This is a genomic window from Clostridium sp. CX1 (genome assembly GCF_025398335.1).
GTDB lineage: Bacteria > Bacillota > Clostridia > Clostridiales > Clostridiaceae > Clostridium_AM > Clostridium_AM tanneri.
Map to the genome: position 1 here is coordinate 63,605 of NZ_JAODOO010000007.1, position 13,296 is coordinate 76,900.

The 13,296-nt window shown below is 31.8% G+C and carries 12 protein-coding genes; 1 reads left to right on the forward strand and 11 read right to left on the reverse strand.

Going from position 1 to position 13,296, the window contains the following annotated elements; translation table 11 throughout:
* Window positions 1-10: 10 nt before the first annotated feature.
* The 11 genes from ftsY to pta all read right to left on the reverse strand — a co-directional run bounded on the left by ftsY (window position 11) and on the right by pta (window position 11,623).
* Entirely contained in the window at window positions 11-922 is a 912-nt protein-coding gene (ftsY, locus tag N4T77_RS09565; RefSeq protein WP_261671559.1) for a signal recognition particle-docking protein FtsY, read from the reverse strand.
* 164 nt (window positions 923-1,086) lie between these two features.
* Entirely contained in the window at window positions 1,087-4,653 is a 3,567-nt protein-coding gene (gene smc, locus N4T77_RS09570; protein ID WP_261671560.1) for a chromosome segregation protein SMC, read from the reverse strand.
* 244 nt (window positions 4,654-4,897) lie between these two features.
* Window positions 4,898-5,158 carry a stage V sporulation protein S gene (locus tag N4T77_RS09575; RefSeq protein WP_261671561.1) on the reverse strand — a complete coding sequence of 87 codons (261 nt, stop codon included), beginning with the start codon at window positions 5,156-5,158 and terminating at the stop codon, window positions 4,898-4,900.
* A gap of 47 nt (window positions 5,159-5,205) precedes the next feature.
* Entirely contained in the window at window positions 5,206-6,294 is a 1,089-nt protein-coding gene (locus N4T77_RS09580; protein WP_261671562.1) for an elongator complex protein 3, read from the reverse strand.
* Window positions 6,287-6,988: a ribonuclease III gene (gene rnc / locus N4T77_RS09585; RefSeq protein WP_261671563.1), complete on the reverse strand. Its 702-nt coding sequence runs from the start codon at window positions 6,986-6,988 to the stop codon at window positions 6,287-6,289. Before rnc ends, N4T77_RS09580 begins: the two co-directional genes overlap by 8 nt.
* Before the next feature lie 173 nt (window positions 6,989-7,161).
* Window positions 7,162-7,395, reverse strand: coding sequence for an acyl carrier protein (acpP, locus tag N4T77_RS09590; RefSeq protein WP_315903166.1), 234 nt, complete (start codon window positions 7,393-7,395; stop codon window positions 7,162-7,164).
* 115 nt (window positions 7,396-7,510) lie between these two features.
* Complete coding sequence (gene plsX, locus N4T77_RS09595) at window positions 7,511-8,512, reverse strand: phosphate acyltransferase PlsX (protein WP_261671565.1); 1,002 nt, start codon at window positions 8,510-8,512, stop codon at window positions 7,511-7,513.
* Between the two features lie 54 nt (window positions 8,513-8,566).
* On the reverse strand, window positions 8,567-8,749 hold the full coding sequence (gene rpmF, locus N4T77_RS09600; RefSeq protein ID WP_261671566.1) for a 50S ribosomal protein L32: 183 nt from the start codon (window positions 8,747-8,749) through the stop codon (window positions 8,567-8,569).
* Window positions 8,750-8,763: 14 nt separating this feature from the next.
* A complete protein-coding gene (locus tag N4T77_RS09605) occupies window positions 8,764-9,267 on the reverse strand; it encodes a DUF177 domain-containing protein (protein WP_261671567.1) in 504 nt (167 codons plus the stop codon).
* Between the two features lie 97 nt (window positions 9,268-9,364).
* A complete protein-coding gene (locus N4T77_RS09610; protein ID WP_261671568.1) occupies window positions 9,365-10,564 on the reverse strand; it encodes an acetate kinase in 1,200 nt (399 codons plus the stop codon).
* Between the two features lie 54 nt (window positions 10,565-10,618).
* On the reverse strand, window positions 10,619-11,623 hold the full coding sequence (gene pta, locus N4T77_RS09615; RefSeq protein WP_261671569.1) for a phosphate acetyltransferase: 1,005 nt from the start codon (window positions 11,621-11,623) through the stop codon (window positions 10,619-10,621).
* 293 nt (window positions 11,624-11,916) lie between these two features.
* Between pta and N4T77_RS09620 the strand changes: the two genes are divergently transcribed.
* Complete coding sequence (locus N4T77_RS09620; protein ID WP_261671570.1) at window positions 11,917-13,137, forward strand: nucleotidyltransferase; 1,221 nt, start codon at window positions 11,917-11,919, stop codon at window positions 13,135-13,137.
* Window positions 13,138-13,296: the final 159 nt, after the last annotated feature.

Consider the following 13,296-nt stretch of genomic DNA (forward strand, 5'->3'; position numbering starts at 1 on the left):
AACTGATTTCCTAAAATAACGCTTCTGCAAATTCTCTAGGGTTAAATTCTTGTAGATCCTCAATTCCTTCCCCTACGCCTATCAACTTAACAGGTATATTGAGACTATGCTTTATAGAAATTACTATTCCACCCTTTGCTGTTCCATCTAGTTTTGTAAGAATTATTCCATCAATAGGACACACTTCCATAAATTGCTTAGCCTGTTGAACTGCATTTTGACCTGTAGTGGCATCTAATACTAGCAAAGTTTCCCTATGAGCCTCATTAAACTCTCTATCAATGACTCTATTTATTTTCCCTAGCTCATCCATCAAATTTTTCTTGTTGTGAAGTCTTCCTGCAGTGTCACATATAAGTATATCTGTTTTTCTAGCTTTTGCAGCTTGAACAGCATCAAAAACAACTGCCGCTGGGTCAGAACCTTCCTGATGTCTTATGATATCTACTCCAGCTCTATTGCTCCACACCTCAAGCTGGTCAATTGCCGCTGCTCTAAAAGTGTCTGCTGCTGCCATTAGAACCTTATAGCCTTCATCTTTTAGCTTTGATGATATTTTTCCTATGGATGTAGTTTTACCCACTCCATTTACACCTATGACCAATACCACTTCTGGAGTAGTTTTTGGCTTTATAGAACCTTGCTCTTCTCCTAATATTTCTATAATAACTTCTTTAAGGTAATCTCTAACCAAAGCTGGATCCTTTACTTTATTTTCTCTTATCTTTACTTTAAGTTTATCTATAATTTCCAGTGTAGTTTCAACACCTATATCAGCAGTGATTAATATCTCTTCTAGCTCTTCGTATAAGTCATCATCTATTGTCATAGCTCCACTTAATACATCTGCTATTTTTTCTGTTAGATTATTCTTAGTTTTAGTTAATCCTTCTTTTAGTTTATTAAAAAATCCACCAAACATATGTATACCTCCAATATTTAACTGCAATTAGATAACTAAGAATTAAAAATAAAAGTTTTCTTTTTAATCTCCAATTACTAATTCCCTGTTTTCCTCTAGTCCATATATATTATATAGTTAATACTGTCAATTATTAGACTTTCAGTTATTATAGGTTTATATCTCTAAGAAGCTTCTCTGCTTAGGTCCACAGAAACTATCTTAGATATCCCCTTTTCCTCCATGGTAACGCCATATAATATATCACTGGCTTCCATAGTTCCTTTTCTATGAGTTATCACGATAAATTGTATATTCTCTGAAAATTTCTTTAAAAACTCTGCATATTTAACTACATTTGCATCATCTAGAGCTGCTTCTATCTCATCTAGTATGCAGAAAGGCGTAGGCTTCATCTTTAGAATTGCAAAAAGCAATGCAATGGCAGAAAGTCCTTTTTCTCCACCGGACATCAAGTTAATGTTTTGAAGCTTCTTTCCTGGAGGTTGCACTGTTATATCTATGTTTCCTGTAAGTTCGTCTCCTTCAGATAAAATCAAGTCTGCACTTCCTCCTTTAAATAATTCTTTAAAGGTTTCATCAAAGTTTTTTCTTAGTTTGTTAAAGTTTTCATTAAATACTATTTTCATTTTATCTGTCATTTCATTTATTAAACTTAAAAGCTCTTCCTTAGCATTTATTAAGTCTTCTCTTTGAGTGGTCATAAAGCCTACCTTCTCTATAAGTTCTTTAAATTCCTCAATAGCTCCTAGATTTACTACACCTAAAGCAGATATGCTATTTTTCAAACTTAAAATATCTTTTTTATAAGTATCGATATTTTCTATCTCTCTTTTATGCTCTAAAGCTTCAGCATAGGTGATTTCTAACTCATCGTTTAACTTTGAATATAAAGACTCTTTTTCAGAAGTATGTTTTGCTAAAGCAAGTTGAGTTTTATGTAATTCTTCTTCTTTTTTATTAATTAATAATTGTAAGTCTTCTACCCTTTTACTATGTATACTAACCTTTTCTTTTATCTTTATTATCTCTATATCCTGATTCTTAATTGTTTCTTCTAACTTCAGAATATAGGTTTCTATATTCTCTACTTCCCCATTATTTATAATAATTTGTTTACCATATTCCTCTATACTTCTATCTGACTTCTTATTCTCATCTGCTATTTTCCTTTGCTTTAGCTTTAAGTCATTAATGTCGCCTTTAATTTTCTCCAATACAGAAGTTTTGTTTATTACGTTTTCATCTATTTGAGCCTTCTTAATCTTATAATGAGTAAGTCTCTCTTTCCCATCAATAATTGTATCACTTTTTTCTTTTAATTCTTGCTCTAGGTTAATAATTAATTCATCATTACCACTCTGATTTTTCTTAATCTCCTCTAATTCTTTTTCTTTTATAGATAACTCTTTTACGCTTTCTTTTAGTTTATCACTTAACAGCTCTATTTCCTTATTTGAAACCAGCAAACTCTCCTTTAGTTTTCCACTTTCTGTATCAATGGCGTTTATTTTTCCTTTTACCTTAGTTGTTTCTATGTTTTGAAAATAAACTTCATCTTTTAAATTTAAATTTTCTTCATCTAACAATTTGATATCCTTTGCAAGCTTTTGTCCACTGGATGTCACTCTAATTAAATTTTCTTCCGTTTCTTTTAATTTTAATTTTATATCCTCTATTTCTCTTTTTCTTCCAATAATATTGGTACTTCTATGTTGAAGACTTCCTCCTGTAAGTGAACCACCAGGATTTACTACCTCACCAGATAAAGTAACAATCTTAAAGCTATAATTGCTTTTTTTTGCTATCTTAAGAGCACTGTCCATATCATTACAAATAATAGTTCTACCTAATATGTATTCAACGGCATTGGTAAACCTCTCTTCATATCCTATTAATGTGCTAGCAACACCTATGTATCCTTCTATTTTTTTCAGTTCCGTTTCCCCCGAAACTTTTTTGCCTTTAACTATTGTAAGAGGTAAAAAAGTGGCTCTACCAATATTATTACTCTTTAAATATTTAATAAGTACTTTAGCTACATCCTCATCTTTAGTTATGACATCAGATATAGCCCCTCCTAATGCTATTTCAATTGCAGTTTCAAATTTCTTTTCCACCTTAATTATTTCACCTAAAACAAAACAACTATTTTTGTCCACAGAAGCCTTCCCTTTAATTACATCTCCCATTAAGACTTTTACCGCTCTATTATAGCCTTCATATTGTTTATCAAGGTTAACTAACATATTATGATTTGCTTCTAATTTGCTGTGAAGATTATTTAAAGCCTTAATCTCCTTTTCTCTCTCGGATAGATCAACATTTAATCTATTAATTTGCTGTTTATTGCTTTTGATTCTGCTTTCAAATTCAGCAACCTTTCCTGTTATTTCCTCTATCTGCTTTGTAAGTATTTCTTTAGTACTAGAATTAATTTTTATTGAATGCAAATAGCTTTCGCAGGAATTTCTTATACTACTTATTTTATCTTTAATTGTCTCTATATCATTATTTAAAATAGCAATATTATTTTTTAGGTTTGATGCAATACTTAAATATTCTATTTGATCATCCTTTAATTTTTTTATCAAATTACTTTTATCTAAAATGGAAGCTTCCATTGATTCTATTTCAGTTACTAATTCATTTATTTGTTTATCTATTTCAGTTTGCTTAGCTTTTAAGCTTGAAATTTCTTCAACCTGTAAAGCCTCATCAGATAAAAAGATATCTGTTTTACTCTCAACTTCTTTTAACTCTATCAAATTCTTTTCTATTATACTATTAAGGTTTGCTAATCTTTCATTTAAAAGCTTAGTTTCAGACTCTATGGCTTGCTTTCTAGATTTGCTATCATAATATTCTTTTCTATTATTAGTATTCTTAGCATTCAGATTTTCTATTTCTTCACTCCAGTTTCGAATGTCATCTTTCAGTTTTAAAAGACTGCTATTTAATTCATCGGCATTTAAATTCATTCCTCTAATTGATCCTTCAATTTCTTCTATTTTTTTTTGAAGTTTTTCGATAGAATGAATAATTATATTTACTTCTTTATTCTTGAGTTCCTCTGACAATTTTATAAAACGCTTAGCTTTTTCATTCTCAATACGTAAAGGCTCAATTCTTTCTTGATACGTACTTAGTATGTCATCTATTCTAACTAAATTCGCCTCCGTATTCTGTAACCTTTTCTCCGCCTCTTCTTTTCTCCATTTAAACTTTACTATACCAGCAGCTTCCTCTAAAAGACTTCTTCTTTCCTCTGGTCTTCCACTAAGAACTGCCTCAATCTTTCCTTGACCTATAATAGAATACCCCTCTTTTCCTATACCTGTGTCCATGAAAAGCTCGTGAATATCTTTTAATCTACACTGAGTATTGTTTATATAATATTCACTTTCTCCAGAGCGATATAGTCTTCTAGAAATGGTAATATCCGTATAATCCAAAGGCAGCTTTTTATCTTCGTTATCTAGCGTAAGAGATACTTGGCAAAGTCCTACAGGTTTTCTAAATTGAGTACCTGCAAAGATTACATCTTCCATTTTGCCTCCCCTTAAACTCTTTACACTTTGCTCACCAAGAACCCATCTAACTGCATCAGAAATATTACTTTTCCCACTTCCATTAGGTCCTACTATTGAAGTAACCCCATTTTTAAATACTAGTTCTGTTTTATCTGCAAAAGATTTAAATCCTCTTATTTCAATAAATTTTAGAAACATAAAAAGTACACTCCTTATCTTCCAAATAACATTGGAAGCAAGCTAAAAATGAATATGAATGCAACAAAGAAAACTAATAATTTTTTCATCTTTTCCCTAGTCTTCTTTTTCATAAAAAACACCCCTTTAAAATTAATTTACCTATTATTAATACAGCACTATATAGTTTATATTATAATTATTAAAATATCAATTGTAAAATAAAAAACCCTGCTAGCCACAGGGTTTTTCTATCAAATTTAAGTTATCTCGGTTCAACAATAAATTTTATAGCTGTTCTCTCTTCGCCTTCAATGGTTATTTCTGAAAAGGCTGGCACAACAACTAAATCAATGCCATTCGGTGCTACAAATCCTCTGGTAATAGCAATAGCCTTTACAGCTTGGTTAACCGCACCTGCTCCCACTGCTTGAACCTCTGCTGAATCATTATCTCTTAGTACTGCAGCCAAAGCTCCTGCTACCGATTTTGGTTGAGATTGAGCTGATACCTTTAATACTTCCATGTATAATTCCTCCCTACAAATGTTGTTATATTTACAGGGATATAATTCTATAAAACACTAAGATTTCCTTCTTTATACCTTGTTATCATATATTTAGTAAGTGACATTTTTTTCTCTTTTTCCTCAAGAACCAAGGATATCTCTCCCCTATCTACAGAATTATCTTGAACAACGTGAATACTTACTGTCTTTAATTGTTTTTTCATGTCATTAAAAAATTTCTTTTTATCTGCATATAGCTTTGATAACTCTCTACCGTTAATTTTTATCCTTAGAATTCCATTGTAATTTTCTGGGACATGTTGTAATATAAGCTCGCTATATAAGCTTCCCTCCACTAATTCTCTGAAAGCTGGATGGAATGGCCCAGCAATAAGTTCTTTGCCACTGTTTATTTCTTCTGTTGGTTGAAGCCCTATTCTTATAACTTTTATGTTATTTGCAGTAAGCATGGAGTACACTATTTTTGTAATTTCTACAGCCTCATATAAATTATAAGGTTTATATGTCCCTGCTCTATACATTATTTCCATAGGAGTATCCTTAATAACCAAGGCAGGATATATTCTGTATATATCTGGTTTCATTTCTATGGATTTCTTCGTTGTTTCGATATCTTTTTCAAAGGTATCACCAGGAAGTCCAAGCATGATTTGGTGACCTAATGTAAATCCATATTGTTTGATAAGCGAAGAAGCCTTTATTACATCCTCTTCCGAATGTCCTCTTCCAGACTTTCTTAAAACCTCTTCATCTAAAGATTGAACTCCTAGTTCAATGACATCTACAGAATAATTCTTTAAGTTAGCTAATATTTCATCATCTATATAATCCGGCCTTGTAGATAAGTGAATTAAATCTATCTCTCCCTTATCTTTAAACTCCTTAGCTACAGCTAACAGTTCTTTCTGCCTTTCAATATTTATAGCAGTAAAGGTTCCACCAAAAAAAGACACCTCTACTACAGCCTTATCATTATTTATTGTCTCTAAATACTCTTCTATGGTTTTTCTAGTAAATTCTGAGTTTACTTTATCCTCACTGCCTGTTATAGTGTTCTGATTACAAAACACACAATTATGAGGACAACCTTCATGTGATACAAATATAGGTATTATGTAGTGATTTTTACTCATCCTTTTCCTCCAAACCTTTCAGTGCTTCTTGAGCTGCATTTTGCTCCGATTCCTTTTTACTGTATCCCATACCATTTCCTAAAATTTTATCATCTACTGAAACCTGTGTATAAAACTTTCTTCTATGCGGTGGTCCTTCGAATTTAATTAGAGAATAATTAATATTTATTTCTCCATTTTGCTGCATTATTTCCTGAAGTTTAGTTTTATAATCAAGTACTATTTTATTTTTTATAGCTTTTTCTATAGTATCTTTAAAATTTTCTATAATGAACTTTTTGGCGTTTTCAAATCCACTATCTATATAAATCGCTGCTATTATAGCCTCAACACAGTCAGCAAGTATAGAGACCCTTTCTCTTCCACCAGTTAACTCTTCGCCTTTGCTCATCTTTATATACTTTCCTATTCCCCATCGTTTTGCTATTTCATGAAGAGAATTTTCACAAACGATTAATGCCCTTCTCTTTGTTAGTTCTCCCTCTGATTTATTTCCATAATTCGAAAATAGATATTCAGAGATAGTAAGTTGCAGGACTGAATCCCCAAGAAACTCTAATCTTTCATTAAACTTTATATTTTTTCTTCCATTTGCATAAGAACTATGGGTTAAAGCTACCCTTAATAATTCCTTATTCTTAAAACATATTTTCAATCTATCTTGTAATTCCATAAATACAATTTCTTCTGTCATAGATAAACCTTACTCCTTTTGAAGTTTATTCTTCAGCTTGCTTTTAGTTTTTAAACAAACTCAAGGATAGACTACACTTTAATAGTATTAAATACTTATCTTCTATTTATTTGTTTATTTTAAAATTCTTTAATAAATTTATAAAGTCCCGTATATAACGGGACTTTAACTAATTATTCTTCTACATGAGTCTTTATGTACTCAACTACGTCTGCAACAGTAGTTATCTTCTCAGCATCTTCATCTGGTATTTCAAAATCAAACTCTGTTTCTAGAGCCATGATTAATTCAACTATATCAAGTGAATCAGCACCTAAATCATCTATAAAGGATGCTTCCATAGTTATTTCTTCTACGCCAATACCAAGTTGCTCAGATACTATACTTTGAACTTTTTCAAACATAATAGTCTCACCTCCTAAAAGCTTTCTACATAAATAATATTACATAACTTTTATACCGTCAATACAAATACTGCTAAATTTATTATACTTAATTATTTTATATTAATACATTTACTTTTTATGGTTCTTCTTCCATATCTTCTAGTTCTTTTTTAATTTTATCTATTATTTTATTATCATAACAATTTTCAGCTTGCTTTATAGCATTTTTAATAGCCTTACTGTCGGAACTACCATGAGCTTTAATACAAATTCCCTTTGCCCCTAAAAATGCTGAACCACCATACTCGGAGTAATCAAATTTTTTCTTTAGGCTTTTAAAAACTGGTTTCAATAAAATAGCTCCTATTTTAGAGGTAAATGATTTCATTATTTCTTCTTTTAACATATTAAATACATTTAAGGCTACACCTTCATACATTTTTAATATGGTATTACCAACAAAGCCGTCACAAACTAATACCTTTACATCACCATTAGACACTTCCCTAGGCTCTACATTGCCTACAAAATTGAAATTTGTTTCTTTCAGGAGCTTATAGGCGTTCTTTGTAAGCTCATTTCCCTTCTCTTCCTCCGCACCAATGTTCACTAAACCTACTGTTGGATTTTTTACATCTAAAACATTCTCAAAATATATTTTTCCCATTAAGGCAAATTGTATTAAATATTGAGGTTTACAGTCTACATTCGCTCCAGCATCTATAACCATAAATGCCCCATTCTTTCCTGGCATTATAGGCGCCAATGCTACCCTATCTATCCCTTTTATTCTTCCAATTATAAGTGTAGCTCCAGTCATCAATGCTCCAGTACTTCCTGCAGAAATCACTGCATCTGCTTTTCCTTCCTTCACAAGTTGAAGCGCTTTAACTAAGCTAGAGTTTTTCTTACGTCTTACTGCCATAACTGGTGGCTCATTTGTACTTATTACTTCCTCTGCATGTATTATGCTTATCCTGTCCTTTGGATATTCATACTTGCTTAACTCTTTTTTAATCAGTTCTTCTGCCCCTGTAATAATGATATGAATGTCACTTTCTTTTACCGCTTGAACACAACCATCCACTACAGCAACTGGCGCAAAATCTCCCCCCATACCATCTACTGCAACTATCATCTTTTCACATCCTTTTTAATTACAAAAAAAGAAAGTCATATGACTTTCTTTTAGTTATTTTTCAGTTGAAACAACTTCTTTGCCCTTATAATATCCACAACTCTTGCACACTCTGTGAGCAAGCTTCATTTCATGACACTGAGGACATTCAACTATTCCTGGTAAACTTAATTTAAAAGTTTGTGCTCTTCTTGAATCTCTTCTTGCTTTTGAAAATCTTCTCGCTGGATTTCCCACAGTAAAACACCTCCTTAATCAGTCAAAAACAAATCTTTCAACTTTGCCAACCTTGGATCAACATCATCGTCATTGCAATGACATGTAGAAAGATTTAAGTCTGTACCACATTTATGGCACAAGCCTTTGCAATCTTCTTTACAAAGCCCCTGGATTGGCAGTGTTAATATAATGTTATTTTCTATTATTTCTGTGATATCTATAGTATCACTATTTATAAAGATGAGGTCATCATCCTTATTTGCCTTATCATTGGTAGTAAGTCTTTCCTCAATAGTCATATCAATAGGATAACTAAATTTCTCAACACATCTAGAACAAGTAAGTTCTAGCACAGTATGTATAGTACAATCTACTGTGAGAATATCTCCTACTTTACTAAGTGTTCCATCCAACTTAATAGGTTCTAATAAGTTAATGTAGTCACTACCATCATATAATTTTTCTTCATTAATTTCAAGATGTAATTCTTTTTGACTTCTCTCTTTTTTTAATAACTCAGATACATCTAATTTCATAATGCTCACCTCTATATATTAGCCACAATTTATTATATAGAGATGAGCATTAAAAGTCAAGATTTATTTATTTTTTGTCAGTTAATGAAAATTTTTATTATTTTCTGTTGCTAACTATTTCCTCTGTATCTCTTGCTATCATAAGTTCTTCGTCTGTTGGTATAACAAATACTTTTACCTTTGAATCTGGAGTACTTATTTCTACAGCTTCTCCTCTTAAAGCATTCTTTTCTGCATCAATCTTAATTCCTAAATAGCTTAAGCCTTCGCAGATTGTAGCTCTATGTGCTGCTGAATTTTCACCAAGACCAGCTGTGAATATTATAGCATCTGTTCCGTTTAAAGCTGCTACATAACTACCTATAGTAGTTCTTACTCTGTAGTCAAATACATCTAAAGCAAGTTGTGCTTTTTTATCTCCTTTTTCAGCAGCATTTTCTAAGTCTCTAAAGTCACTGCTTAATCCAGATAGTCCAAGAACACCAGATTTTTTGTTCATTAAAGTGTCTACTTCTTCAATGCTCATATTAGCTTCTTTTACTAAGAAAGGTACTATAGCAGGATCTATATCACCACATCTAGTTCCCATAACTACACCTGCAAGAGGAGTGAAACCCATTGTAGTGTCAACTGATTTTCCGCCATCGATTGCAGCTAAACTCGCTCCATTTCCTAAATGACAAGTTATCATTTTTACATCTTCAGGTTTTTTGCCCATCATTTTTGCTGCTGTCATTGAAACGAATCTGTGTGAAGTACCGTGGAATCCATATTTTCTTACACCATACTCAGTATATAATTCATATGGTAAAGCATACATATATGCTTCTTCTGGTAAAGTTTGGTGGAATGCTGTGTCAAATACTCCAACCATTGGTGTAGTTGGCATTAATTCTTTACAAGCATTTATTCCTATTATGTTTGGAGGGTTATGTAATGGAGCTAATTTTACGCATTCTTCTAATGCTTCCATAACCTTTTCGTCAATTAAAACTGAACCTGCATATTTTTCTCCGCCATGAACAACTCTATGTCCTACTGCTGATATTTCTGACATGTCGTTTATTACTCCATGTTTCTTATCAACAAGAGCATCAAGTACTAATCCTATAGCTACTTTATGATCTTTCATTGGCTGCTCTATTACAACTTTTTCACCATTAACCTTATGAGTTAACACTGAACCCTCTATTCCTATTCTTTCTACAAGACCTTTTGCTAATACACTCTCATTTTCCATGTTCATTAATTGGTACTTTAGTGATGAACTTCCGCAATTTATTACTAATACTTTCATTGTTATTCTCCCTTCGATACGCTTAAACTTTAGCTTTTTAAATAAATTTATTTATTATTTTCCTTGAGCTTGTGCTTGAACTGCAGTTACAGCTACAACATTTACTATGTCATCTGCACTACAACCTCTTGACAAATCATTAATTGGCTTAGCAAATCCCTGGCATACTGGTCCTATTGCCTCAGCTTTTGCAAATCTTTGAACTAGCTTATATCCAATATTTCCAGCTTGAAGATCTGGGAATACTAAAACATTTGCCTTTCCTGCAACTTTGCTATTTGGAGCTTTTAAGTCTGCTACCTTTTTAACTATTGCAGCATCTAGTTGTAGCTCTCCGTCTATGTCTAAATCTGGTCTCATTGACTTAGCAAGCTCAGTTGCTTTTGTTACTTTATCAACTAATTCATGACTTGCACTACCCATAGTTGAGAAGGATAACATGGCAACCTTTGGTTCCATTCCACAAAGAGTCTTAGCAGTCTCAGCTGTGCTTATTGCGATTGAAGCTAACTCTTCTGCTGTTGGATTTGGGTTAACTGCACAGTCTGCAAAAAGAAGTAATCCATTGTCACCGTACTCTGAGTTTGGTACATTCATTATAAACGTGCTTGAAACCACTGATATCCCAGGTGCAGTTTTAACTATTTGAAGTCCTGGTCTTAGCAAGTCACCAGTAGTATGTATAGCTCCTGAAACTAAGCCATCTCCGTCTCCTAGCTTAACCATCATTGTTCCAAAGTATAATGGATCTCTGACAATTTTATCTGCCTTTTCTAGAGTCATTCCTTTTTTCTTTCTTAATTCGTAAAACTCATTAGCATACACAGCTGTTTTTTCTGAAGTTTCTGGGTCCTGTATTTCTACTCCCTCTAGGTTAACTCCGAGAACTGCTGCTTTTTCTCTAATTACCTTCTCGCTTCCTACAAGTACTACCTTTGCAAGTCCATTCTCCATTATCTTTCCGCAAGCTTGAAGATTTCTTTCCTCTTCTGCTTCTGGCAAAACTATTCTTTTTTTATCCGCTTGCGCCTTTTTCCAGATTTGTTCCATTAATTCCATCTTTGTTTCTCCCTTCGCAATAAAATTAAACTAAAATTGCATACACTTATAATATAATCCTTTTTTTATGTATTTTTCAATAAAAAAATGTAGAATTTATAATTTTTCTTGAAATTTTTTTTTATTAAGGAATATTTATCTAATTTTTATTAATTTTTTCTATTAACTTAAAATACTGACTATAAGCCTTTTATCTGATTAGAATATAGATATAATTTAAAATAAAACATATAATTGATTTATGTATAGTTATAAATTCAATAAAAAATTTCGCACACTGAGGAGGAAATGAATTGAAGGTTACAGGTGTTATAGTAGAGTATAATCCTTTTCATAAGGGACATTTATATCATCTTGAAAAGACAAAAGAAATCACAAACTGCGATGGAATCATCGCTGTAATGAGCGGAAGTTTTATGCAGAGGGGAATCCCTGCTATGGTGGATAAATGGAATAGAGCTAAATCTGCTTTACTCAATGGAGTGGACTTAGTTATAGAGCTTCCTACCATCTATAGTTTATCTTCAGCTGAAATCTTTGCCTATGGAGGTATATCTCTATTAGATAGTTTAGGTATAACTAATTGCATATGTTTTGGCAGTGAATATGGTGATGCAGCTGGACTATCTCAAATTGCTAGTATACTATTATCAGAGCCAGAGGAGTATAGAATAATTTTAAAGGATCAGTTAAACTTAGGTTTATCCTTTCCAGTTGCTAGAAGCAGGGCATTAATTCAATTTCTTCAGCTTTCCGATAATAAAGATTTGTCAGACTTACAGCAAATCTTATCTTCTTCTAACAATATTCTAGGTATAGAATACTGTAAAAGCATTCTAAAGCTAAATAGTAATATAGAACCTTTCTCTATCAAAAGACAAGGAGGTTCATATACAAGTACAGCTTTAAGTGATACTTTTTCAAGTGCTTCCTCAATTAGAAAATATATAAAAGAAAATAAAAGTCTATCTGGTTTACAAAATCATTTACCTGAAAAGGTATATGATTCGCTTTTATTTTTACTTAAAAATAATTATAACTTTGTTTCTGAGGACTCTATGCTTCCTTACATAAAATACAAGACTATTTTGCACAGAAACCTTATAAAAAACCTTCCTGATGTTTCAGAGGGAATAGATAATAGAATAGTAAAATTTTTAGAAACTGCTAATAGTTATGAGGAACTAATAAGCTTGGTAAAAAGCAAAAGATATACCTACACTAGAATCAGCAGAATTCTGTGTCAATACTTTGTAGGGTTTGAAAACTTTGATACTGCTCTTTTAAGAAAGAGACCTTGCCCCTATGCTAGGGTGTTAGGTTTCAATAGTACTGGTTTAAAGATACTAAAAGAAGCAAAACGAAAATCCTCAATTCCTATATACACAAAATTACCTAAAACTCTTGATGATACTCTTAAGCTAGATATACTAGCAACAAGATTTTATAGCCTGCTAAATAATAGTATTCATCCTAATTCTGACTACTTAACAAGTCCTATTATCACTAGTTAATAAATCGTTAGTTTTTTCCTATTTACAAAAACTTAAATTAATTTTATGAGACAAAATTAAACTAGAATAAGTAACCTACTTTCACAATATAATTTTAGTAAATTAATTTTACGTCTATAGAATTAAGAGTTATGAAGTTCTTAATTGAAATTTATTTTG

Coding starts and splice junctions, on each gene's coding strand:
- ftsY (WP_261671559.1), bottom strand. CDS start 922: ATGTTTGGTGGATTTTTTAATAAACTAAAAGAAGGATTAACTAAAACT.
- smc (WP_261671560.1), bottom strand. CDS start 4,653: ATGTTTCTAAAATTTATTGAAATAAGAGGATTTAAATCTTTTGCAGAT.
- N4T77_RS09575 (WP_261671561.1), bottom strand. CDS start 5,158: ATGGAAGTATTAAAGGTATCAGCTCAATCTCAACCAAAATCGGTAGCA.
- N4T77_RS09580 (WP_261671562.1), bottom strand. CDS start 6,294: ATGAGTAAAAATCACTACATAATACCTATATTTGTATCACATGAAGGT.
- rnc (WP_261671563.1), bottom strand. CDS start 6,988: ATGACAGAAGAAATTGTATTTATGGAATTACAAGATAGATTGAAAATA.
- plsX (WP_261671565.1), bottom strand. CDS start 8,512: ATGATAGTTGCAGTAGATGGTATGGGGGGAGATTTTGCGCCAGTTGCT.
- N4T77_RS09605 (WP_261671567.1), bottom strand. CDS start 9,267: ATGAAATTAGATGTATCTGAGTTATTAAAAAAAGAGAGAAGTCAAAAA.
- N4T77_RS09610 (WP_261671568.1), bottom strand. CDS start 10,564: ATGAAAGTATTAGTAATAAATTGCGGAAGTTCATCACTAAAGTACCAA.
- pta (WP_261671569.1), bottom strand. CDS start 11,623: ATGGAATTAATGGAACAAATCTGGAAAAAGGCGCAAGCGGATAAAAAA.